Here is a 22,195-nt window from a genome sequence, read left to right on the forward strand (position 1 = left end):
AAGGCCGAATTTGAATTCTTTTCTGAACAAAACCCCCTACTATCTGTTGTCAAGGTTCAGTTTTTAGCTTGGTTATCGCTTTTTCCATTGTAGCTTAAAGCCGTCCTAAAAGGACGGGGTTTTAACCCAAATTTTCGATAACTACACAAAACTAATCCCAATACTACTACCTAGGGTTTGCGGCAAAAAGCTTTTCCTAGGGGCAGGGTGTGGCCCCCCAACCCCCCCGACATCGGGGGGCAGGTGGGGTGTGGGGTTTTATCGATTTTCAGGTGGTCAACTACCTAATTTTCAGGGAAAAAGTCCCGGAATTTTCCCCCCGATCCCCGCAATGGCTGGCACTTTTTGAGGGGAAAAAAGTCCAAAAGTCTTATCCAACAAGGTTTTTAGATTTATTCAGCAGACCCTAGCTACTGTTCCCGTTGCCTATTCCAGAGTTCCCTAAAACCAGAGACTTCCCACCCACCATTAAAGCAATAAGGGTGTCTTAGCCCTAGCTAACACACCCAGTATCTGTCTATTCAAACAAGGAAGTTAAATGAAGGCGAAGTTAGCAGCAGCTAATGTACCAGTAATCGAGGTAACTGTCGCAACGGTGATGTTGGGGGTTGACCAGTTACTGTCAAAGTCATAGAGGAGGGTCTTTGTATCGGTGGCGAAGGCAAAACGAATTGATGATTTAGTATTCCCCAAGGCCTCGATATTATCAAAAGTATCAACAATGATACTGCTAGAAGCATTGACAGCAGTAGCGGCATCACTAACAACTGCCGTCGTACCCGCTGTTGGATCGCCTCCGTAAGCACTAACAGTAAATGCGAAGACATCATTGTCACTGGTAATGAATTGGGAAACTGTCTGATTACCCTGATTGGTAAATACAAATGTATCAGCACCATTACCACCATCTAGGGTATTCACTCCCGTGCCACCAGTTAGGGTATCGTTTCCGTCGCCACCAGTTAGGGTATCGGATAACGCGCCACCATCTAGGCTATCGTTTCCATTGCCACCGATTAGGGTATCGTTTCCATTGGCACCGATTAGGGTATCGTTTCCATTGCCACCATCTAGGCTATCGTTTGCCGAACCACCATTTAGGCTATCGTTTCCGTCGAAACCGAACAGGGTATCGGCCATCATGCTACCGGTTAGGGTATCGTTACCATTTGCACCTCTAAGTACGAAGGGACCAAGGTTACCCAACATGGCAATGTCGTCGCTAGCGGGAGCTTGGTTTTGTGCTTTAGTAAACCTTTGATTACCACCAAAGTCGAGGATATGGGTTGCCGGACCGGTTACAAAAGTAGAGGCGACGTAAGTGTCAGTTCCGCCAGGAAGAAAATAATTTTGTGAAAAAGGGGGGGTGCTTTTATAACCAGAGAGGTTAGCACTCGCCACGTCAGTCTGACCGACTCCGTTGCGAAGTAACCAAGCGGAACGTCCAGAGATTGTACCTAAAGCAGTAAGATTTCTACCAGTGGCTGCGGTAGTGATAGAAACGGCTAGGTCGAGATTGGCTGGAGCGTCTTTCCAAAAAGCTGCTAGACTTGGGGGGAAAGTGGTACTATCGATGGTATAACCCGTGGTGGAGCCAATCGGAGCAGAGATATATGTAGTGGACATAGTTTTTTTTTGAGTGGTATGTTTGAACCTGAGGATTTTGACAATATTCTACCCGATTATTACACACCCAGAAAAAAATGCAACCTTTTTCTCTTGGTTTGTTTCCTGAATTGTTGCTAATGGTTAAATTTTTATCAATTTTGGGTTAATTTTCGGCTGGGTGTGACATAAATCACGCCAGAAATTAAAGTTAATGTCACCGATAGCCAAAAGGCAATCTGAGAAATTAAGTTATATTCAGAAGGCAAGGGAGCAATTAAGAGAGCGATAGCGATAATTTGGCTGACTGTTTTGCTTTTTCCCCACCAATTAGCCCCTTTTATGTCGCTATTTCCCGTTAAATTTGGATTAATGCGCCAACCAGCGATCGCTAATTCGCGAGCGAGAATCAAAAATACTCCCCAAGCAGCAATTAAATCCATTTCAATCAGGGCTAAGAGGGGAGCGAGAACCAGCAATTTATCGACCAAAGGATCGAGAAATTTCCCTAATTCGGTGATTTGATTTAATTTTCGCGCTAAATAACCATCGAGCCAATCGGTGCTGGCAGCAATCAGAAAGATAATTAAACTTAACCAGCGATCGATTTCTGTGCCTTGGTGCAACCAGTATAAAATTAATGGCAGTCCCAAGAGTCGCGATAGGGTAATCGAGTTGGGTAGGTTCATTTTTGTTAGGGAAGTGGGGAAGTGGGGTGTAGGGTGTGGGGTGTAGGGTGTGGTGTGTAGGGTGTAGGGTGTAGGGTGTGGGGAAGTGGGGAAATTTCAACTAATACCCCAAAACCCTAAAACTCCAACTCCCTAAAACTCCAACTCTCAACTCCTGTCTCCTGTCTCCTGATTTTAGCTGGCTAATTTGAGATCGAAATTACTTTGTTTATTGCCTAATTGTCTGAGCCAACGATAATTATAAGTTAAAGCACCTCGCAGGGTGGGATAAACGGCATAATTAACGCCAAATTCTTGGCAAACTTCCGCTAAGATTGGGGCAATTTTGGGGTAGTGAATATGGCAAATTTGCGGGAAAAGATGGTGAACAACTTGATAATTTAATCCCCCTAAATACCAATTTAAAAAGGCATTTTTAGGAGCAAAATCTACGGTAGTTCGCACTTGAAAGATTGCCCATTCGTCTTCGATTTGGTTAGCTGCCGAGGGTTGAATAAATTCGGCGGGTTCCAAAACATGAGCTAACATAAATACATGACAGGCAAGCACTCCATAGGTCATAAAAGCAATGAGAAAACCGATCGCTATTTCTAGGGGACTATAACCAACTAAGAGAGGAATGCCAATAAACCAAAAGAGATAAACAAGTTTTCCGCTCAATAAAACGAATAGATCGATCGGTTTAGGATTGGGAATTTTAATCTCGCCAAAACGATGACCAAAGAGGATAGAGCGCACATCGGAGAATGACCAATAGATAGGAATTATAGCGTAGAGAATCGGGATAAATAAATGTTGATAACGATGATACCATTTATGCTCGGCATGGGGAGTCATTCGCACCACACCATCGCCGTGAATTTCCACATCGTACCCTAAAACATTGGTGTAGGTATGATGGAGATAATTATGACGAAAACGCCAGAGATAACTGGAAGTACCGATGATATAATCGTAGCTCATGCCAAGGAGAGAATTAACCCATTTTTTACTAGAATAGCCGCCATGGTTGGCATCATGACCAATGCTAAAACCAATCCCTGCTAATCCTCCTCCTAAAACCATGCAACCAATAATTTTTAGCCACCAGATATCCGGACCAAAAAGCACAAATAGCCAAGCGGCAATTACCCAAGTTAAAATCGTGATCGTCTTCAGGTACATGGCAAAATTATCTCTGGTGGGGATGCCGTTTTCGGTAAAATAAGCATCAACCCGTTTATTCAATTCCTTTCTAAAACCCTGATTTTCGGTAAAAGTTACTCGCATTCCTAATTTTTGTCCTAGAAGTTGATATGACGGCTATTTGTGGCAGCTCAGAGTGAATTTATGGGTCTTGTACTGGTTTGCTAAGGCTGTCTCAGCATAACTGATAATTTCTCATCAGTCCCTCATCTATTGTCAGAGAAAGAGGTGCGCTTGGCAAGGCAATCGCTCAATTTGTTTGCTCCTCTTGCAGAAAATCCTCGGTTTTTACCTAATCAGATATCAGATACCTGTAGCCGGTGATAGAAATGAGCGTTAGGTACTTTTATACTACTATTAAAGCGATTGAAGGCGATCGAGTTTTCTGGTGCGAAGTGCCACAATTAAGAAAATCGATCGATGCGATCGCTGGAAGCGTGGCCGATGATGAAGCGGTGTATTTTTATCTGTGGCAATGGTTACAGAATGATCCTAATAACCAATTAGTCAAGTCCCATTGGATGGTTTTCTTACAATATCGCTCCTGTATGGTAACTCAAAGGGTTTATCAAAATGTCGGTCATCGGATCGATGCTGATTATGAAACCCTCTTCTACTATTTGCTGAATTTGCTTTCTACGGCAATCACCAACAATCCTCGCAATTTTTACGGTAACTTTCAGGATAACAAGACCAAACCGGGATTTTTTCGCTTAATCTTAGAAAAATGGACAGATAAAAAATTGAGAAATACTCTCTATAATTTCCTGCGAGGAGAGTATAAAACTATTGGCAGGACTAATCTCGGTATAGTCAGTCTTTTTAGTGCGAATAAAATTCAAAAAGTTTTACGAGCATCGGGTATCTTTAACGAGAATCATCTGCTAATATTTAACTGTTTTCGAGAGGTAAAAAAAGCTTCTGTTAGATCATTGGATAACTGGCAAGAGGAGGATTGGCAACAGGTAATCGATCGCCTACAGCAGTTACAACCGCAAGTTATTCTCACCGTTGAGGAAGTGCAAGCAAAACTCAATCAAATAGGGGAGATAATGCGTAATCATATCGATCCTCCTTACTCTAGATTTGAGCCTACTAATTATGACGATAATAGCAATTACTTTTGGGAAAATCTCTCCAGCAAGAAGCCAAGTAACGATTTACTACAACAGCAAGAAATCCAGGAAGATATTAATAAGTTATTAATCACTCTTGAGTATGAAGTTAAACAGATTGCATATTGTTACTATCATCAAAAGATGACGCAAGCACAGATCGCTAATCGATTGGGAGTTCACTCATCTACTATTAGTCGAGAAATAACCCAATTATGTAAAAAAATTTATCAGCTACTCTGTGCAAGGGAAGGCAAAGATTGTCCTATTTTGTTAAATGAGATTAAATTACAATCTCGGCAAAAACAAGAGATCGATGCTTATCTGGAATATTTTTGTCAGTCCTACTTAACTCAAATCTAATCTGTTAGGAGATACCATGAAAGTCAACCTCGATATTTTGCAACAAATTAACCCGAAATCCCTTTGGCTAACTTTTTCGGAAACAGAGATTAAACAAGCTCGATCGATTCTCGGTCAATACTCTAATCAAACCGCCAAAAATCAGGCTTTGATTAATTACTTAGTCCAAATATGCTTAAGCAATTGGCTGAAAGATAATCTTGATTTTTCCCTTCAAACAACACCTAAAAACCATCAGTATCTTTGGGAGTTTATTAACGGGTTTACTTGGCAAATTCAAGATAAAAAAGTTACTACTATTCCCAGTCAAACTATTGACATTGAGGGATTGACAATAGAGCAAGAATGGGTTGATATTCCCGATTTAGCGGCAGATTTTTATCTAGGGGTGCAGGTAGATTTAGCAGAAAAATTTCTCAATATCTGGGGTTTTATATCCAGAAAAGATGTTAAAAATCTCGCAGGATACGATCCAATTTACCATCAATATTATTTGGACAGTGAGCAAATTATTGATGATTTAGATATTCTTTGGCAGAGTTGTTTAGAGGGAGAAAGTGAAAAAGGAAAACTGGAATCTTTAGCAAATTTATCGCCAGCAACAGCAGAAAATTTAATTAAAAAGTTAGGTCAAGTTTCACCCTATTCTCCGAGATTAGATATTAGTTGTCAGCAGTGGTTAGCTTTGTTGAATAATCAACAATGGCGAGAAAAACTTTATCAGCAGCGTTTAGAGGTAATCCCCACCAAACTTAGTCAATGGTTGCAGGGAATTATTACCGAAAAATGGCAGGAAATCCTCAGCACTATCGACAATTATCGTCCAATTAATCCTGGTTTTTTGTTGGCTGCTGAAAAAATCAGCAGCCGAGAATCTCTGACAGATATTCAGCGAGAAATTAGACAACTGTATGCTAGTCAAAAAGAGGTGGAATTTTCGGAACATTTAACCCCAGAGGAAGCTTTAGCAAAACTGCAACATCAAACCCAAGATGAAACTATTCGCTGGCAAGCGGCCGAATATCTCTGGAATATCGATCCTCATTATCCTAATGCTGCTATCCGCAAAATGCTCGATGTGGGTAGTCAATTAATGGGTTATAAAATCGCTTTAATGGTGGGAGTTTTATCGACCAGTCACCAGAGAGTTGCTGTTTTAATTCGTGCCTATGCCATGGACAATTTTGCCAAGCTACCCCCCGGTTTATCTTTGCAAATTAGCGATGAAATAGGCCAATTAATCCCCGGTTTAGAAGCAATAGCAAGGGAGAAACCCTTAGATAGCTATCTACAACTTTATTTTCTAGCTGATGCCGACGATCGCTTTAATGTTAATCTAAGTTTAGGGGATAGTAGCATTACCGAGCAGTTTAGGATTTAATAGAGATAGCAGAAAATGTCAAGGATAAAGACATGAGCAGAGTTGTGATTCTGAAAATTGGTGATGGCAGTTTTGAAACGGGATTTTCCGTCACTCTAGAAATTCGTGACAATCATCTCTTGATAGCACCTTTTGCCGAGGGTAGATTAGTCCCTAACCTTGACATTGCTGACGCTTTGCAAAATTATCGTCGAGCTTATTATCATTGGGTAAAAAGTCAACCCAGTTTAGGAATTACCGTTCCTCATAGTATGATCACCCATGCAGCGGTAGGTGATCCTAGAGACAACCTCAGAAAAGCCACTAAAACTTTAAAAGATAGCTTAAATGAATGGCTAAATTCCAGTTCTCTGAGTTCGATACAAAATCATATCTTGTTCCATATAGGTACTGAGTCAGAAGTAAGATTTTTTATCCAAACTACCCACTTTGATTTACAACAAATTCCCTGGGAGTGTTGGAATTTTTTACGGGATTGGTGGAATGATGTGGAAATTGCTCTTACTATCCAGAGAAATCCTCCGATAATTAACCTTACTCCTCCGATTCATGTTTTAGTAATTTTGGGTAATATTGACATCGAAAACGAGCGTAATTCCCTGTGTTTATCCAGTTTGCAAACGGCACTAGGAAACCCAGATAAGGTTTATATACAAATATTAAGTCCCAGTTCAGAAGTTCCTCTTTCAACGATAAATATTCACAATGAGTTGATCAAAAATCCATGGGATATTGTAGTTTATTTAGGTCATAGTCAAACCAGTAGCGACGGACATGATGGAGTTTTTATCATTGATAATGATACGGCTTTATCTCCTGAACATAATTTAAGAAATTCCCTAGAAATAGCTGTTAAAAAAGGCTTAAAACTTGTTATCTGTAACTCCTGCGATGGGTTAGGTATTGGTCGTCAGTTGGCTAATATCGGAGTACCGCATATTATTGTTATGAAAGAACCCATCGCTGTGCGGGTTGCTTTGAGATTTCTAGAAGTTTTTCTTCCCAATTTTCTTGAACATAAATCCCTACAAGAATCCTTAACAATCGCTCGACAAGAATTAAGATTACATGAATTTGAGAAGGATGCTGCTAGTTCTTCTTTACTGCCTCGTTTGATAGAAAATCCTGAAGAACCACCGTTAATTTTACCTTTACCCCCTGAAAATACGGAGGAAAATCACCAAAATAGTTATGAGCAAAGTTGGCCTTTACGTCTATCTAGTCGCTGGAAACAAGCTCTGTTATTTATTTTAAGTATTCTGGTAACTTTATCAGTTTTATATTGGGGAGGAGTATTTTCCGATGATGCTAGTAAAGACCCAGAAATTAGCTTAGGTGAAGAAATATTATTAAAGACAAACCGACAAGATAACATTATTGAACGGGGAAGACAAGCTTTTAAAAATAAAGAATATAAACAAGCAATTCAGCTTTTTAAAAAATCCCTCGATCGCTTGCCCAACAATCCAGAGATTCGCATCTATTATAATAACGCTCGTGCGGCCTATCAAGACAGAAATCCCTTAAAAATTGCCACCAGTGTTCCTCTTGGTAATAATCCAGAAATTGCTCAGGAAATTTTACGAGGTATTGCTTTATTCCAAGAGGAGTTAAACAATGAACAGGCCAAAAACCCTGATTTTCACTTTCTACAGGTAGTGGTCGCTAATGATAATAATAGCGCCGCAGATGCCAAAGATCGAGCCGAAAAATTTGTTAAAGATCCGTCAATCATAGCAGTGGTTGGTCATAATGCTTCTGCTGCTAGTGAAGCGGCCAAAGATAGCTATGTACAAGGGAAAATTGTTGCCCTATCTCCCACCAGCTTTTCCCCGAAAATCTCTGGCAATGGCTATATATATAAAATGGTTCCCGATCTGGAAACTTTTGCCACAACCTTAAGTGAATACATCCGCAAACAAACTGACAAGCTAATTATCCAAAACCCCACTAATTTAATTTGTTACGATAATCGCTCTGGGGATAATTATAACTTCGCTCAAAAATATAGAAACATTCTTCTCGGTCAGCAGTTTCAAAAAGTCATTAAAGATGCAGATTTTGACTGCAATATCGAACCAAAAAATAATTTAGATCAAGAGAAAATTTATCAAAAAATCGCTCAATACCAAGTAAATATTCTCATGGTTGCTCCCTATATTGACGATCTGAAAAGAGCCGTCAGTATCTTTAAGCAACGTCCCGCACAACAGTTAAACTTAGTAACTTTAGGTTCCCCCACCTTTCAAAGTTATCTCACCCTTGCAGAAGGTCAACAAGGAGTAGAAAATTTAGTTATCACCGTGCCTTGGTATGATCTCAAACAAGATAATTATATCCACAGTTTTTGGCAAAATAAGATCAATGTTTGGCGCACTCCCATGGCCTACGATGCGACCAAAGTTATCCTCAACGCTTTGCGAAAGTTATACCAACAAGGACAAAAATTCGATCGAGAATTGTTAAATCAAGTTTTAAGAAACGATTTTTCTATTGAAGGAATGACTGGCACTGTTAGATTCGATGAAAATGGTGTCCGCAACATGAACAATAATCCTGATGATCGCCGCTACTTGATTCTACAGGTCAAAAAGGGTCGATTTGTCCCCCTCGCTCCCATTAAATCTGCCGGTCCAGTCTAAACCTTCCTATCCTTGTCAAGACTTTTTACAAAAATTAACCTTACCCACTGCATCAAAGTTAGCCATCACTCCTAATTAACAGGTAACACCTCTAGGAGACAGACGGCATGAAATTGTTAAAAAAATTAACCCCAAAAGCCTTGATTTTTTGGCTGATCGGTGATAGGGCCGGCAATTCTCTCGTTGCGATCTGGAATTGGTTGTGGGGTATTCCCATCGAATCCGGCGGAAAAATTGCCGTAGAATCGGCCAAAGAATCCCTAGAATTGATGCAAAAATCCCTAGCGGAATTGACAGAATCGGTGGCGAAAGTAGTAGCAGCCCAGCAATCGGCTCAAGCACAATACGAGGCAAAAAAACAGGAACACACAAACTACTTGCAACAGGCTGTCACCGCTCAAAAAAAAGGTCTTCAAGAAGCGGCAAGACTGGCTATGGTTAAGGTTATCTCCCTAGAAAAAATTCTACCCGCCATGAAAGATCGGGTTGATAATGCCGAAAAAGTGGTCATTGCTGCTAAGGAAAAACTTCGTAAAGAGCAGGAAAAAATCGAGCATTATAAGTTAGAAATGAGCAACTTAAAAGCGATTAGTTCCATGAATGAGGCTTTAGGCAAAATAAACGAATTTGATAGTAGTCTCAACCTCAATACCTCCCGCGATCGCTTTGAGGATGCCAATGAAGCGATTAACGACCGTTATCGAAAAGAAAACGTCTATAGTGAATTAAGCGAGAACTATAGCGAGAAATTAGCTCAAGAAATCGATTTCTTAAGCCTTGATGACGAAATTAACCGCCGTTTAGCCGAATTCAATCAGCAAAGTTAAGGAGTAAAGCGATGACAAAGACTGGCAAAAAAGCGAGCTTACCGCCAATTTTCTATGTGTTACTGGGGTTGATCGGTTGGTTTCTTTTTCCCCAAATCTCGGCAATATTTGCCCCAAAAGCCGATAATAATCCCCGCATGAGTTACGGCAATCATCTCCTGATCAAAACTAATTCTAACGCCGCCAAGGAATCAGCGATCGCTGCTATTGCTCAAGGTGATCACCAAGAAGCAGAGCAACTCCTGCAAAAATCCCTCGCTCAACATCCCAACGATCCCGAAAGCGTAATTTATCTTAGCAACCTGCAAACTGGCTCAAATCCCTTCAAAATCGCCGTTGTTGTGCCAGCAACAACTAATCCCAACGTCGCTCAGGAAATATTGCGAGGAGTCGCCAGCGCACAAACCCAGATCAATCAACAGGGAGGGATCAACGGCAGAAAACTGATGGTTATCGTGGTTAATGACGATAATCAGCCGCAGATATCGAAAGAGGTAGCTGGTGAATTAGTCAAAAATCCCGATATTATCGCTGTTGTCGGTCATAATGCCTCCGATGCCAGTTTAGCCGCCGCTCCCATCTACGAAAAAGGCGGTTTGGTGATGATTTCTCCCACCTCCCTGGCTAATAATCTCTCCGGTGCGGGAAATTATATCTTTCGTCTGGTGGCTTCTAACGGCAAAATTACGGAAACCTTAGCAAATTACATAGTAAATACAGTTAAAGTCGGAAAAATTGCTTTTTGCTACGATTCTCAAGCTCCTGATAATATTTCCTTTAAAGATGAGTTGATGGCTAATGTGGCGAAAAAAGGCGGTCAAATTGTGCCGATAGTCTGTGATCTGAGTGTCCCCAATTTTAAGGCCGATCAAGCCCTTAATCAGGCGATTTCTGGGGGTGCTAACGGCCTATTTGTCGTCGCTCATGTTGATCGTCTCGATCCCGTTTTTGAGGTTATTCGCTCCAATCGTCAGCGTTTGCCTCTGTTTAGTAGTCCCACCCTCTACAATATTCGCACCCTCGAAGATGGCGGCAAAAACGCCCAAGGTTTAACCCTTGCCGCACCCTGGCACCCATCGCTTAACCAGACTTTTGCCAATCTTATGCAGGAACAGTGGCGCGGTCCAGTTAGTTGGCGCACAGCCACCAGTTTTGACGCTACACGGGTGATTATTGCCGGTTTAAGGGAAAATGCTCAGCGTCAGGGCCTACAGTCCAGGCTGCGCTCCGGGAATTTTCATCAAACAGGGGCCACCGGAAAAATTAGCTTTGATCCTAATACTGGCGATCGCATCGGTCAACCGGTGTTAATTCAAGTGCAATCAACTCCCTCCGGTGAGCAGTTTGTCCCTTTACCTTGAAAAGTTCCCAGTCCACCAAAGTCGGGAGAGTTGGCAACTCTCCCCCCCCCAAAAAATCTCAAAAATTACAATTATTTCAATGTTCAACCCTGAGCGAGAAATGAATGGCTAATATGTTAAAATATGCCTAAGTAGGTAGGTTTTAAAAATTGTCAGATTCCCCCTTATTAAGGGGGCATCTGCACCCCCCTTATTAAGGGGGGCAGGGGGGATCAAAGGCAAAATCTATCTTCAATTAAATTATAACTACTTACTTATGGATATCGTTATTATCGAAGATGAAATTGAAATCGCCCATTTGATTCAGCAAACTTTAGAGCGGGAGTCCTTTACTTGTCATCTGGCTTATAATGGTAGGGTAGGACTAGAACTATTTTATCAAAAGCAACCAGACTTAGTGATTTTAGATTTAATGTTACCCGAATTAGACGGACTGGAATTGTGTGCTAGAATTCGCCAAAAACCGGGGACAAAAGACCCCTATATTTTAATGTTAACCGCTAGGGGAGAAGAAATCGATCGCATTATCGGCCTATCTACGGGAGCCGATGATTATATGGTCAAACCCTTTAGTCCCCGGGAATTAACCGCGCGGGTAAGAGCCTTATTAAGACGTAGTTTAAGACACGATAGTCAACCCCAGCAACTCCATCGCAGCCGTCATTTTCTGATCGACTTAGATCAACATTCTGCTCTTCGTAAATTGGAGGGAATGCCGGAGGAAACCCTCGATTTAACCACCTTAGAATTTAATTTATTAGCTACCTTTGTCAGTTATCCCAATCGCGTCTGGAGTCGCACCCAATTAATCGATAATCTCTGGGGGAATGATTTTTTTGGCGATGAAAGGGTAGTAGATACCCATATCCGACGCTTACGCAAAAAAGTAGAACCCGATCCTGCTAATCCGATCTTTATCAAAACTGTAGTCGGTGTCGGTTATAAATTTGAGGATGACATTATTTAGGGTCTGCTGAAAAAGTTTGTTGGTGGGGTTAGTAGTCAGGAGTCGGGAGTCAGTATTCAGGAGGCAGTATTCAGGAGATCAGTAGCTGGTTATAATTAAATTAAAAATAGATTTTAGGTTCGATCCCCCCTTAGTCCTAGGGTGAATTCATAGTAGGGTTGATTCATGAATCAACCCTACCCTTAGTCCTCCCTTGATAAGGGTGGTGTCTGATAATTTTTAACGCCTACCTACTTAGGAGATGGCTTTTATTTATTCTCCCCCCACACCCCACACCCCACACCCCACACCCCACACCCCACACCCCAACCCCAATAAAAAATTCTCCCTAAAGGCATTTAAGCAGTCTTTAACCCTTATGTGCTACAATTTTTGAAGATTTTGCCATTCATTTAGGTTCAATCAGGGATCACAGCCTTTTCAGGGAAATTTTATGACAAGTAACTACGGCGCGGAACAGATACAAGTTCTCGAAGGGTTAGAACCAGTCAGGAAGCGGCCGGGGATGTATATCGGTACGACCGGGCCGCGGGGACTACATCATTTAGTCTATGAAGTGGTGGACAACTCGATCGATGAGGCCCTAGCGGGTTACTGTACTCATATCGAAGTGGATATCAAGGCCGATGGTTCCGTCAGCGTCACCGACGATGGCCGGGGTATTCCCACCGATGTTCACCCCACCACGGGTAAATCTGCCCTCGAAACCGTTCTCACTATACTTCATGCTGGCGGTAAATTTGGCAGTGGTGGTTATAAAGTGTCGGGAGGGTTACACGGAGTCGGGATTTCCGTCGTTAATGCTCTTTCTGCATGGGTCGATGTCACCGTCTGGCGCGATCATAAAGTACATACCCAACGCTACGAAAGAGGTATCCCCGTCACAGAATTGGTCAGCAGTCCCAGTCAAGAGGAAAAAACGGGAACTAGGGTTAATTTCCTGCCAGACACCGAAATTTTTAGCCAAGGCATCGAATTTGATTACAGTACCCTCTCCGGACGTTTACGGGAACTAGCCTACTTAAATGCGGGTGTTAAAATCACCTTTAGCGATTACCGTCCCGAAGAACCCCACATCGAAACCTATTGTTATGAGGGGGGTATTAAAGAATACGTCGCCTATATGTGTCGGGAAAAAGAAACCCTGCACAAAGATATTATCTATGTATCGGGGGAAAAGAACGGAATTAATATCGAAGTGGCGTTTCAGTGGTGTATAGATGCCTATAGCGACAATATTCTCGGTTTTGCTAATAATATCCGCACCATTGACGGGGGAACTCACCTAGAGGGATTAAAGGCAGTTCTGACTCGTACTTTAAATAATGTCGCTCGTAAACGCAATAAAATTAAAGAAAACGAGCCTAATCTAGCGGGGGAAAACGTCCGCGAGGGGTTAACCGCCGTTATTTCCGTAAAAGTCCCCGAACCGGAATTCGAGGGACAAACCAAGACCAAATTGGGTAACACCGAAGTCCGGGGTATTGTTGATTCGCTGGTGGGGGAAACTCTCAACGAATACCTAGAACAAAATCCCCAAGTGGCCGACACGATTATCGAAAAAGCAGTACAAGCGTACAAGGCGGCGGAAGCGGCCCGACGGGCCCGGGACTTAGTACGACGGAAATCGGTTCTGGAATCCTCACCTTTACCGGGTAAATTGGCTGATTGTAGCGAAAGAGACCCAGAAAGGTCAGAAATTTACATCGTCGAAGGTGACAGCGCCGGCGGAAGTGCCAAACAGGGGCGCGATCGTCGTTTTCAAGCGATTCTACCTCTGCGGGGAAAAATCCTCAATATCGAAAAAACCGATGATGCCAAAATCTACAAAAATACGGAAATTCAATCCTTAATTACGGCCCTCGGTTTAGGGATTAAAGGAGAAGATTTCGACCCCTCACAATTGCGCTATCATCGCATTGTTTTAATGACTGATGCTGATGTGGATGGCGCACACATCCGAACTTTGTTGTTAACTTTCTTCTATCGTTATCAGAAGAATTTAATTGACCAAGGTTATGTATATATCGCCTGTCCTCCTCTCTATAAATTGGAACGCGGTAAAAATCATTCCTACTGCTATAGCGATCGAGAATTACAGCAAAAGATAGCGGAATTTCCCTCCAATGCTAACTACACCATCCAACGTTTTAAAGGGTTAGGAGAAATGATGCCCCAACAACTTTGGGATACTACCATGAATCCCGAAACTCGCACTTTAAAACGGGTGGAAATCGAAGACGCGGCCAAAGCTGAGGAATTATTTACCATTCTTATGGGCGATCGAGTTGCCCCCCGGCGAGAATTTATCGAAACCCACGGATCACGTTTAAATCTTACGGATTTGGACATTTAAACAGTAACTTGAGGCTGTGTTAGTCTAAGCTAATACAGCCCCCGATAAAATCCCCAAATCCAGTTACTAATCGGAGGGTTAGGGATTCAAGGAAACTGGGGTGCATTCCACGACTTCATCGAAAAAATCAGCCGGCAGCGGTGGATTATCGGGGTCTTCTAGGGCGTTTTTGGCAATTTCCGCCTCGCTCATCCCTTTAACTTTCTTCCAGTCTGTTTTGCCTTTCAACTTCGCCCACTGTTCGCGGGTGACTCTGGTAATAGGTTCTTCGTTCACGGTTATTAGCCCTCCTAGCACTAATTATTCGACGAACCGAGCCACGCCATGTATAATCCGATTTTAAACTAACTTTTTGACAGCTGCTACTAACTGCTCGATTTCCGAGGGCAAAGTGAAATAGTGGACACAGGCACGCACACAGAGGGGGTCGAGGAGAGTTCGCAGTAAAAACCCTTGTTTTTCTAGCTGTTGCACTAACTTTTGTGGGGTGATGGCCGAGTCAATTTGAAAGGAAACTAAACCGGATTCCGGCGGAGAATTTTTTAAACATTTCACCCCTTTAATCGTCTTTAATTCTTCCCAGAGATAAGCCGCTAATTGACAAATCTTTTCGTATCTTTGTCCCCCATCACCCCAGGCGTTATGTACCGCAATAGTTGCCCTTAAACCCTCAAATTGGGGATAGGCAGAAGTGGCCACTTCAAAGCGTCTGGCATCCGGTTTCCAACCGATAGGCTGTCCTCGGTTATCTGTTTCAATGCCGCGCCAACCGATAAAAGTGGGCTGTAAACTAGGGAAAATTTCGGGACGAATATACAATCCTCCCACACCAGCCGGTCCACACCACCATTTATGACCCGTAAAAGCATAACAATCGGCGGCAGTAGCGCTTAAATCCAAGGGCAAACAACCCACGGATTGGGCAGCATCCACCACCACTAAAACGGGTTTTTCGGTGACAGAATTATCATGACAAAGTTGCGAGATTTCCTTGAGGGGTAAAACCTGTCCGGTATTCCACAAAACGTGACTAACCACCAAAACCCTAGTTTTTGGACGTAGATGAGCGGAAATGACTTCTATCGGGTTGCCACCGTTTAAAGTTTCCCGAATAGGACAAGTGGAGATTTCCAGATGATAACGACGGGCAATTTCGTGAACCGTGGCGATAATTCCGGGGTGTTCACAATCGGTTAGTAAAATATGTTCCCCCGCTTGCCAATCAACTCCCCAGAGGGCGATATTACAGCCTACAGTGACATCCTCGGTGATAGAGAGGGTGCTGGGGCTGATTCCCAACTCCTGAGCCATTTCTTGCCTGAGAAGTTCCGTTTTTCCGGTAATCCAATCGTTTACCCGTCCTGAAAAAGGCCCCTTTTGTTGGAGAAAATTATGGGCATCGATAATCGCTTCTAATCCCGCCTTGGGCAAGGTTCCCTGACCACCGAAATTAAAGTAAACTTTATTGCTAAGTCCCCGAAATTCCTGTCTTTGTTCGGCTAAATCCGGTTTACTAACGGCGTAATCGAGGCTATTTTCGTCTAAATTCTGCATAAGCGAGGAGATGGGGGGTCAGTTATCAGTTATCAGTTATCAGTTATCAGTTATCAGTTAGAAGGTGTTGGGGTTGAGGGTTTTAGGGTTTTAGTTGAATTCCCCATTTCCCCACTTCCCCATTTCCTGACTCCAAACGACCGACGGCTGAATTCTAGCGACGGATTAAGTCACAATTGTCACAATAGTATTAGAGTAGAGGAAACATACTTGGGAATGTTTTCTTTTTTTAAGTTTATTATTTTTTACTTTACTTCACTGGTCCAGGAAAGCTTAACTTTTCTCCTTGTATAGAATGCTACTGACCGATGATCTACTTCTAGACTACCAACGTTGTCAACGCCGTGCATTTTTAAATCTCTACGGCAATAGCCAAGAAAAAGACCCTGAGCGAGATTTTTTGCTTAAATTGCGCCAAGAGAGTCAAAGTCACGTTAAAAAAGTCCTGCAAGACTCCTATCCCGATTATTGTTCCCTGACTACCCCCAGCACGGATATTTTAGCCGCCGCTAGGGAAACGGAAGCTTTGATGGGTCGGGGGGTATCCTGTATTTATCACGGAGTCCTTTTACAATCTGCTTATCCCGTCTCTTTAACCGGTTCCCCGCATTTATTAATTAAACAGGCAGGAGAGTCGAAATTTGGCGATTGGGTTTATTATCCCCTCAATATTCAACTCGGTCGCCGTCCTAAGCCTGAATATAAGATGCTGGCTACTTTTTACGCCTATTTATTGGCCAGTATGCAGGGAGTTTTTCCAGGTTACGCGGAAATTGTCCTACGTCGTCATAATCGCTATCGGGTGGAATTGAATCTCTGGTTAACTAAACTAGAGGAAATAATCAAAAAGTTCGGCGCAATGGTGATTAATCGCCAAGAACCAGAAGTTTTTATCTCGCGTCAGCGTTGCAGTTTATGTCATTGGTATAGTCACTGTTATGGTATTGCTCAAGCGAGTCAACATCTTTCTTTAGTCCCGGGGGTGACTCCTAGTCGTTACCAATTTTTACAGTCTTTGGGGGTTTCCACCATGGAATCCCTGGCGCTTACCTGTCCTACCCGTATGGGGGAGGGGATGGGAGTAGAGGTGGCTAATCAGTTACAGTTACAGGCCCAAGCAATTATTGAAAATCGGGCCTTTCGCAAAAGCAACGGGAAAACTGCTTATTTGTCCCCCCTACCGAAGGCCGAGATTGAATTTTATTTTGACATCGAAGCGGAACCAGAACAGAATTTAGATTATCTTTTGGGGATTTTACGGGTTGATTATCGAGTTAATACCCAGCAGTTTTATCCCTTTTTGGCAGAAAAGCCGGAAGATGAAGGCAGGATTTGGCAGGAATTTTTAACCTTAGTCATGCAGGATTATCAAGCACCAATTTTTCACTTTTCTGAGTACGAAGTGGAAACAATTAAGCGATTGGGTTATCTTTATAAAACTCCTTCTTCTTTGATTAATCAGTTAGTTTCTCGCTGTTTTGATCTGCACTATCATGTAGTTAATTCGGTAACTTTTCCCGTGGAAAGTTATTCTTTAAAATCCCTCGCTAACTGGATTGGCTTTCAATGGCGCGATCGAGGAGTAAGCGGGGATCAATGCGTTTGGTGGTATGACCAGTGGTTAAAAACAGGAGATCGGACTTTATTGGCGGCTATTTTGCGTTACAATGAGGATGATTGTCGCGCCACCTTTATACTAAAAGATTGGCTTGTAAACTTTTTAATTTGATTCTAAAGATTTATGACAAATAGGGGGGAATGTAACATCTGCTACCCGTACCGGCAAAGGGAAAATGATAAGGTATGGGTGTGAAGACAGTCCCCTCACCCAATGGTGATCCCCATGTTCTCCCCACTTTTTCCGCTTCTACTCCTACTGCTTTCCTTCCTTAGTCTTCTCTGGTATCAAAAAACCGATAATGATATTTTTAAAGCCCTTGCCGTTAGTAGTTTAATTTTTGCAATTATTTGGGGCTTAATTCTCGTTCATTGGTCAATTCACCTGTTGGGACTGCTGTTATTGTTAAAATTCAGATCCCCCGCTTTCAGTTTGGTGCGCTTGCCTAGATGGTAATGGTTTGACCCTAATCTTCCAACTGTCCGGTAGGTACTTCGATCGCCTGTACATCGATCGTACCGGGAGGGGTGAGAATAATAAACTTACCCCCTGCCACTTTTAACGGTTCACCACAGTTAGGACATTGGCATTCTGTGCGATTAAAACCCGTAAATTCGTAGCTGCAGACGGGACAGCTATCTTCAACTAAATTGCGTCGTAACCACCAGCGAAAAATCCCCCAAGCAATGACAGGGGAAAATATCAGGAATGCCACGAGAATTAAAAAACTATTGACTAACCAACCCAGTCCGATCGAGCCTAACAACAATCCGACTAAAATCAAAGATAAGAAACAACCCAAACCAGAATCATTGACAGAATAGCTGCGGAAAAAGTTGTTATTCACGGCTCAACCCTCGATTCATCAAAGCTGCAATTATCTTTAACCTAACACATTCCCAACACATTGCCACGGTTAAATCTTCTTTTTGACTCACTGGTTCCTCGCTCTATTCTATCTTGGGTTTAGTTTTGATCGAGATTATCCGGACTGACATCCTCACCAAATCTGCTGGGGAGTGGATCCTCCGATCGCTTCAACTTGTTATAATAGTCAGTCCCTATCCACCATATCTCTAAAAACCATGAGCGATCCTCGTCTATCTCTAGTTGCCGCTGCCGGAAGATTTTATCAACTGGGTTGGATGCTTGGCACGGCGGGTAATTTATCCGCTAAAGTTGATGATCATAGTTTTTGGATTACTGCCAGTGGCAAAAGTAAAGGTAAACTCACAGAACAGGATTTTGTGCGCGTGGATCTGACGGGAAAAGTCAGAGAATTAGCTCATCGAGATAATCGTCCTTCGGCCGAAACTAGCATTCATCAGGTGATTTATTGTCTCTTTCCCCAAGCGCAAGCTTGTTATCATGTCCACTCAGTGGAAGCGAATTTAGTTTCCCGTTTTGCTCGCGAGGACAAGTTATCGTTACCTCCCTTAGAAATGTTGAAAGGTTTAGGTATTTGGGTAGAAAATCCTCAAGTATTTATGCCGGTTTTTGCTAACTATCTCGATGTGCCGAAAATTGCCGCAGAAATAGAAAGTAGATTCTCAACTTTCCCCCCAGAAATTCCCGCTTTACTGATTTCTTACCATGGTGTGACGGTGTGGGGTGAGTCTCTAGAAACTACCGAGAATTATTTAGAGATAGTTGAGTATATTTTTCGTTATCTAGTGGCAGCCTATCAAGTAAAACCTTGGTAAACCTTAATTTAGACAAGGCAATCAAGAAAAGATTGCCGACATTTTCCAAGGCGCCACCCAGATTCGAACTGGGGGTAAAGGTTTTGCAGACCTCTGCCTTACCACTTGGCGATGGCGCCGATCAAGCAGTACTTATCCTAGCATAACAGTTGGCAGTTTGCCAAGACTGGAACCTAAGAGTTGAGCGATCGATCTATAATTTATGCAGCAGTTCTCTAATATAGTGGGGGATTTCAGGCTTAAAAAAGCTATTATGATGAGAAATCAAAGATATTTACTAACTTTTATCGGTTTATTGGCTTTATCCTTGCCAGTACAGGCTAATAATGCCGTTTACCTTAGCCAAAGTTCTAATCCTGCCACGACTTTTGACAGTTATCGTCAAGAATGTTTACAAAGAGCGCGCGCGGAGGGATTAGCTGCTGATGTGGCCAAAGACCTATGCGACTGCACGATTAAAAAATTCCAAGCTCGTTACAATCTACAGCAATTCCGCACCCTCGTGCAAAAGTCGAAAACCGATCAAGCTGCCGCTAGGACTTTAGCGAGTGTGGGAGAAGCTTGTTTTGATGAGATTTTGTATGAATAGCAGGGATAGGGGGTTTTTTAGCTATCACCAAAAAAGCTCTCCCTGCTCCGCAGCTCTGGCGCTCATAGACAGTCTTAACAAGTAATTTAGATAGTCAACAGCTTATTTTTGAGTATCAAGACGATTATCAATGGCGATAATTTCTCTCTCAAATTCTTTAGGAATGCCTCCCAATCATTAATAAGTTCAGGTGTATTATACTAAATCCTGTTTTAAAAGTATAGGAGGGTAGGGAGTGGGGAATTAGGGAAGTAGGGAGTGGGTTTTAAAAGTTCGATTGGCAGTTAATCGCACTATTAAAAAACGATTTTGTATTATTATCTAAATTCTTGGAGATTGTTGCTGTATAATTGTGATGACTGCTCCCGCTTTTCATCTGAACTATGCCCATTCCCGATTTTCAATCGATTATGTTGCCCCTATTAAAAATACTTGCAGATGGCAAAGTTTATAAATATCGAGAAATTATTGAAGCCTTGGTCAGAGAGTTTCAAGTCACGGAAGCGGAAAGAAAAGAAATGCTTCCCAGTGGACAACAAGAAATTTTTGCTAATCGAGTCGGTTGGGCAAAAACCTATTTAAAGAAAGCGGGATTAATTGACTCACCCCAAAGGGCAACTTTTGTAATTTCTGAGAAAGGAAAAGAAATCTTATCTCAAAATCCTGCTCGAATTGATGCCAAATTTCTGAGACAGTTTCCCGAATTTCAAGAATTCAATCGAGTCAATAAGCAAAATGAAACTATTACTCTTGAAAGCAATTTATCAACTTCTGATCAAGAACAAAATCCCGAGGAATTACTAGAAAACTCCTATCAAGAAATTCGTCAAGCATTAGCGACAGACTTACTTTCTATTCTGCGAAAATTATCCCCAGATGCTTTTGAAAAATTAGTAGTAGAATTACTGGTAAAAATGGGTTATGGTGGCTCGATTAGAGATGCAGGTAAAGCGGTGGGTAAGAGCGGGGATCAAGGGATTGATGGGATAATAAAAGAAGATAGACTCGGTTTAGATATAATCTATATTCAAGCCAAAAGATGGGCTGATAATAATGCCGTTGGTCGTCCAGAAATCCAGAAATTTGTCGGGGCATTAGCGGGACAAGGAGCCAAAAAAGGTATTTTTATCACTACTTCCTATTTTACCCAAGAGGCTTTAGAATATGCCCCCAGAAATGAGATAAAAATAGTGCTGATTGATGGGGAAGAATTAAGTCAATTGATGATTGATTATAACCTAGGTGTATCGGCTCTTCGGTTTGTGTTATGCAATGGACGGAGGTTATAAGAGATGGAACCCTTATAGAGAAAGGCATTTAGCAATTTTTGTCAATTATTTTTGATCTAGAGCGAACTAATCAATTAAGTCTCTTGCCAGATAAGGATTTAGTCTATTTATGCCCCCCTATCGAACCATAACAAGTCCCGAAGAGCCGGTGTATCGACCCAAAAAATCTATGAAATCAAGAGAATTGATCATGATTATTTTGGGGATGAATGAGAGAGAGAGGGGGACAAGGGTTACAGAAAACGGCTATGGCGTTAAAATAGATGGAAAAAACAGAGGATAAAAACTATGGACGGTATGACCTTTTTTCAGAAAAGTGCGGGACAGTGGAAATCTCAGCGCACCACCCATCATTTACCCTTTCGACGCGCAGAAACCGGCGATTCCGAGATTTATGTGGAAGCTTTAAGCGCCGATAACCCGAAAATTATCGCTATCTGTGAAATGCACGAAGTCGATCCCGCCAAGGCTGTGGGGGGGGCGTTTGTCAGTTGGGATGGTTCGATGCAGTGGGACAAAGAAAACGAAAATCATCAAGGAACCACCGTTTTTGCGCTAATTCCCGATGAAGATAATCCCCAAGCGGGTGTTCTCCTGCGGGAGCGAGGTTATGCGGAAATCATTCCCGTGGCGGGCCGTTATCACATTGATGAACAGGAAGGTTTAGTCTTAATTACAGAATACGAAACTATGACCTCGATCGAGCGTTTTTGGTTTGCCGATACCGATTTACGTCTCCGCACTAGCACAGTTCAACGTTTTGGCGGTTTTAATACGGCCACTTTTTGTGCTGAATCCCGCAATCAGTCATCGGAGTCAGTCTCTAGTGATTCCCCCGAACCATCATCCTATTCGATTAGTGGCTGGTAAATTCAGTTATCAGTTATCAGTTATCAGTTATCAGTCATCAGTTATCAGTTATCAGCTTTTTTCTCCCCTCTCCCTGCTCCG

General features: G+C 42.3%; 19 protein-coding genes and 1 tRNA gene. 13 read left to right on the forward strand and 7 right to left on the reverse strand.

Translation table 11 applies throughout. The annotated features are described in order from the left end of the window. Nucleotides 1–534 precede the first annotated feature (534 nt). The 3 genes from O9295_RS27075 to O9295_RS27085 all read right to left on the reverse strand — a co-directional run bounded on the left by O9295_RS27075 (nucleotide 535) and on the right by O9295_RS27085 (nucleotide 3,563). Nucleotides 535–1,626, reverse strand: a complete 1,092-nt coding sequence (locus O9295_RS27075; RefSeq protein ID WP_288036356.1) for a calcium-binding protein — start codon at nucleotides 1,624–1,626, stop codon at nucleotides 535–537. A 134-nt stretch (nucleotides 1,627–1,760) separates the two neighbouring features. Beyond that, nucleotides 1,761–2,294, reverse strand: a complete 534-nt coding sequence (gene pgsA, locus O9295_RS27080; RefSeq protein WP_288036358.1) for a CDP-diacylglycerol--glycerol-3-phosphate 3-phosphatidyltransferase — start codon at nucleotides 2,292–2,294, stop codon at nucleotides 1,761–1,763. A gap of 174 nt (nucleotides 2,295–2,468) precedes the next feature. Beyond that, nucleotides 2,469–3,563 (reverse strand): fatty acid desaturase family protein, encoded by a 1,095-nt coding sequence (locus O9295_RS27085; protein WP_288036360.1) that lies wholly within the window; start codon nucleotides 3,561–3,563, stop codon nucleotides 2,469–2,471. A 245-nt stretch (nucleotides 3,564–3,808) separates the two neighbouring features. On the opposite strand from O9295_RS27085, the gene O9295_RS27090 reads away from it, so the two are divergent. The 7 genes from O9295_RS27090 to gyrB all read left to right on the forward strand — a co-directional run bounded on the left by O9295_RS27090 (nucleotide 3,809) and on the right by gyrB (nucleotide 14,491). Further along, nucleotides 3,809–4,957, forward strand: coding sequence for a sigma-70 family RNA polymerase sigma factor (locus O9295_RS27090; RefSeq protein WP_288036362.1), 1,149 nt, complete (start codon nucleotides 3,809–3,811; stop codon nucleotides 4,955–4,957). Nucleotides 4,958–4,973: 16 nt separating this feature from the next. Continuing rightward, complete coding sequence (locus tag O9295_RS27095; protein ID WP_288036363.1) at nucleotides 4,974–6,338, forward strand: DUF1822 family protein; 1,365 nt, start codon at nucleotides 4,974–4,976, stop codon at nucleotides 6,336–6,338. 32 nt (nucleotides 6,339–6,370) lie between these two features. Next, nucleotides 6,371–8,980 (forward strand): ABC transporter substrate-binding protein, encoded by a 2,610-nt coding sequence (locus O9295_RS27100; RefSeq protein ID WP_288036365.1) that lies wholly within the window; start codon nucleotides 6,371–6,373, stop codon nucleotides 8,978–8,980. A gap of 107 nt (nucleotides 8,981–9,087) precedes the next feature. Then, on the forward strand, nucleotides 9,088–9,807 hold the full coding sequence (locus O9295_RS27105; protein ID WP_147071043.1) for a PspA/IM30 family protein: 720 nt from the start codon (nucleotides 9,088–9,090) through the stop codon (nucleotides 9,805–9,807). A gap of 11 nt (nucleotides 9,808–9,818) precedes the next feature. Next, on the forward strand, nucleotides 9,819–11,168 hold the full coding sequence (locus tag O9295_RS27110; protein WP_288036368.1) for an ABC transporter substrate-binding protein: 1,350 nt from the start codon (nucleotides 9,819–9,821) through the stop codon (nucleotides 11,166–11,168). 256 nt (nucleotides 11,169–11,424) lie between these two features. Continuing rightward, nucleotides 11,425–12,135: a response regulator transcription factor gene (locus O9295_RS27115; RefSeq protein ID WP_079209799.1), complete on the forward strand. Its 711-nt coding sequence runs from the start codon at nucleotides 11,425–11,427 to the stop codon at nucleotides 12,133–12,135. A 433-nt stretch (nucleotides 12,136–12,568) separates the two neighbouring features. Then, on the forward strand, nucleotides 12,569–14,491 hold the full coding sequence (gyrB, locus tag O9295_RS27120) for a DNA topoisomerase (ATP-hydrolyzing) subunit B (protein WP_002781027.1): 1,923 nt from the start codon (nucleotides 12,569–12,571) through the stop codon (nucleotides 14,489–14,491). A 78-nt stretch (nucleotides 14,492–14,569) separates the two neighbouring features. Here the strand turns inward: gyrB and O9295_RS27125 are convergent, their stop codons facing one another. After that, the gene (locus tag O9295_RS27125; RefSeq protein WP_147072809.1) at nucleotides 14,570–14,767 is read right to left on the reverse strand and encodes a hypothetical protein; all 198 of its coding nucleotides are present in this window, start codon (nucleotides 14,765–14,767) and stop codon (nucleotides 14,570–14,572) included. 63 nt (nucleotides 14,768–14,830) lie between these two features. Then, nucleotides 14,831–16,045 carry an aminotransferase class V-fold PLP-dependent enzyme gene (locus O9295_RS27130; RefSeq protein ID WP_288036370.1) on the reverse strand — a complete coding sequence of 405 codons (1,215 nt, stop codon included), beginning with the start codon at nucleotides 16,043–16,045 and terminating at the stop codon, nucleotides 14,831–14,833. Between the two features lie 295 nt (nucleotides 16,046–16,340). Between O9295_RS27130 and O9295_RS27135 the strand changes: the two genes are divergently transcribed. Continuing rightward, nucleotides 16,341–17,774, forward strand: a complete 1,434-nt coding sequence (locus O9295_RS27135) for a TM0106 family RecB-like putative nuclease (protein ID WP_288036372.1) — start codon at nucleotides 16,341–16,343, stop codon at nucleotides 17,772–17,774. 102 nt (nucleotides 17,775–17,876) lie between these two features. Next, complete coding sequence (locus O9295_RS27630) at nucleotides 17,877–18,119, forward strand: hypothetical protein (RefSeq protein ID WP_353851895.1); 243 nt, start codon at nucleotides 17,877–17,879, stop codon at nucleotides 18,117–18,119. A 10-nt stretch (nucleotides 18,120–18,129) separates the two neighbouring features. Here the strand turns inward: O9295_RS27630 and O9295_RS27140 are convergent, their stop codons facing one another. Then, nucleotides 18,130–18,510, reverse strand: a complete 381-nt coding sequence (locus O9295_RS27140) for a hypothetical protein (protein WP_079209797.1) — start codon at nucleotides 18,508–18,510, stop codon at nucleotides 18,130–18,132. A gap of 238 nt (nucleotides 18,511–18,748) precedes the next feature. Here O9295_RS27140 and mtnB point away from each other — a divergent pair, with 238 nt between their 5' ends. Beyond that, nucleotides 18,749–19,366: a methylthioribulose 1-phosphate dehydratase gene (gene mtnB, locus O9295_RS27145; RefSeq protein WP_061431084.1), complete on the forward strand. Its 618-nt coding sequence runs from the start codon at nucleotides 18,749–18,751 to the stop codon at nucleotides 19,364–19,366. A gap of 48 nt (nucleotides 19,367–19,414) precedes the next feature. Here the strand turns inward: mtnB and O9295_RS27150 are convergent. Further along, a tRNA-Cys gene (locus O9295_RS27150) sits at nucleotides 19,415–19,485 on the reverse strand. 134 nt (nucleotides 19,486–19,619) lie between these two features. On the opposite strand from O9295_RS27150, the gene O9295_RS27155 reads away from it, so the two are divergent. The 3 genes from O9295_RS27155 to O9295_RS27165 all read left to right on the forward strand — a co-directional run bounded on the left by O9295_RS27155 (nucleotide 19,620) and on the right by O9295_RS27165 (nucleotide 22,114). Then, entirely contained in the window at nucleotides 19,620–19,955 is a 336-nt protein-coding gene (locus O9295_RS27155) for a hypothetical protein (RefSeq protein ID WP_079210081.1), read from the forward strand. Between the two features lie 383 nt (nucleotides 19,956–20,338). Then, a complete protein-coding gene (locus O9295_RS27160; RefSeq protein ID WP_288036374.1) occupies nucleotides 20,339–21,244 on the forward strand; it encodes a restriction endonuclease in 906 nt (301 codons plus the stop codon). A 288-nt stretch (nucleotides 21,245–21,532) separates the two neighbouring features. Continuing rightward, a complete protein-coding gene (locus tag O9295_RS27165) occupies nucleotides 21,533–22,114 on the forward strand; it encodes a phycobiliprotein lyase (RefSeq protein ID WP_002760475.1) in 582 nt (193 codons plus the stop codon). Nucleotides 22,115–22,195 lie beyond the last annotated feature (81 nt).

This window comes from Microcystis sp. LE18-22.4A, assembly GCF_027531105.1.
Taxonomy (GTDB): Bacteria; Cyanobacteriota; Cyanobacteriia; order Cyanobacteriales; family Microcystaceae; genus Microcystis; species Microcystis aeruginosa.

What these genes read in the sequence shown, in the direction of transcription:
- O9295_RS27075 (WP_288036356.1), bottom strand. Translation starts at nt 1,626, where the DNA reads ATGTCCACTACATATATCTCTGCTCCGATTGGCTCCACCACGGGTTAT.
- pgsA (WP_288036358.1), bottom strand. Translation starts at nt 2,294, where the DNA reads ATGAACCTACCCAACTCGATTACCCTATCGCGACTCTTGGGACTGCCA.
- O9295_RS27085 (WP_288036360.1), bottom strand. Translation starts at nt 3,563, where the DNA reads ATGCGAGTAACTTTTACCGAAAATCAGGGTTTTAGAAAGGAATTGAAT.
- O9295_RS27090 (WP_288036362.1), top strand. Translation starts at nt 3,809, where the DNA reads ATGAGCGTTAGGTACTTTTATACTACTATTAAAGCGATTGAAGGCGAT.
- O9295_RS27095 (WP_288036363.1), top strand. Translation starts at nt 4,974, where the DNA reads ATGAAAGTCAACCTCGATATTTTGCAACAAATTAACCCGAAATCCCTT.
- O9295_RS27100 (WP_288036365.1), top strand. Translation starts at nt 6,371, where the DNA reads ATGAGCAGAGTTGTGATTCTGAAAATTGGTGATGGCAGTTTTGAAACG.
- O9295_RS27105 (WP_147071043.1), top strand. Translation starts at nt 9,088, where the DNA reads ATGAAATTGTTAAAAAAATTAACCCCAAAAGCCTTGATTTTTTGGCTG.
- O9295_RS27110 (WP_288036368.1), top strand. Translation starts at nt 9,819, where the DNA reads ATGACAAAGACTGGCAAAAAAGCGAGCTTACCGCCAATTTTCTATGTG.
- O9295_RS27115 (WP_079209799.1), top strand. Translation starts at nt 11,425, where the DNA reads ATGGATATCGTTATTATCGAAGATGAAATTGAAATCGCCCATTTGATT.
- gyrB (WP_002781027.1), top strand. Translation starts at nt 12,569, where the DNA reads ATGACAAGTAACTACGGCGCGGAACAGATACAAGTTCTCGAAGGGTTA.
- O9295_RS27130 (WP_288036370.1), bottom strand. Translation starts at nt 16,045, where the DNA reads ATGCAGAATTTAGACGAAAATAGCCTCGATTACGCCGTTAGTAAACCG.
- O9295_RS27135 (WP_288036372.1), top strand. Translation starts at nt 16,341, where the DNA reads ATGCTACTGACCGATGATCTACTTCTAGACTACCAACGTTGTCAACGC.
- O9295_RS27630 (WP_353851895.1), top strand. Translation starts at nt 17,877, where the DNA reads ATGGTGATCCCCATGTTCTCCCCACTTTTTCCGCTTCTACTCCTACTG.
- mtnB (WP_061431084.1), top strand. Translation starts at nt 18,749, where the DNA reads ATGAGCGATCCTCGTCTATCTCTAGTTGCCGCTGCCGGAAGATTTTAT.
- O9295_RS27155 (WP_079210081.1), top strand. Translation starts at nt 19,620, where the DNA reads ATGATGAGAAATCAAAGATATTTACTAACTTTTATCGGTTTATTGGCT.
- O9295_RS27160 (WP_288036374.1), top strand. Translation starts at nt 20,339, where the DNA reads ATGCCCATTCCCGATTTTCAATCGATTATGTTGCCCCTATTAAAAATA.
- O9295_RS27165 (WP_002760475.1), top strand. Translation starts at nt 21,533, where the DNA reads ATGGACGGTATGACCTTTTTTCAGAAAAGTGCGGGACAGTGGAAATCT.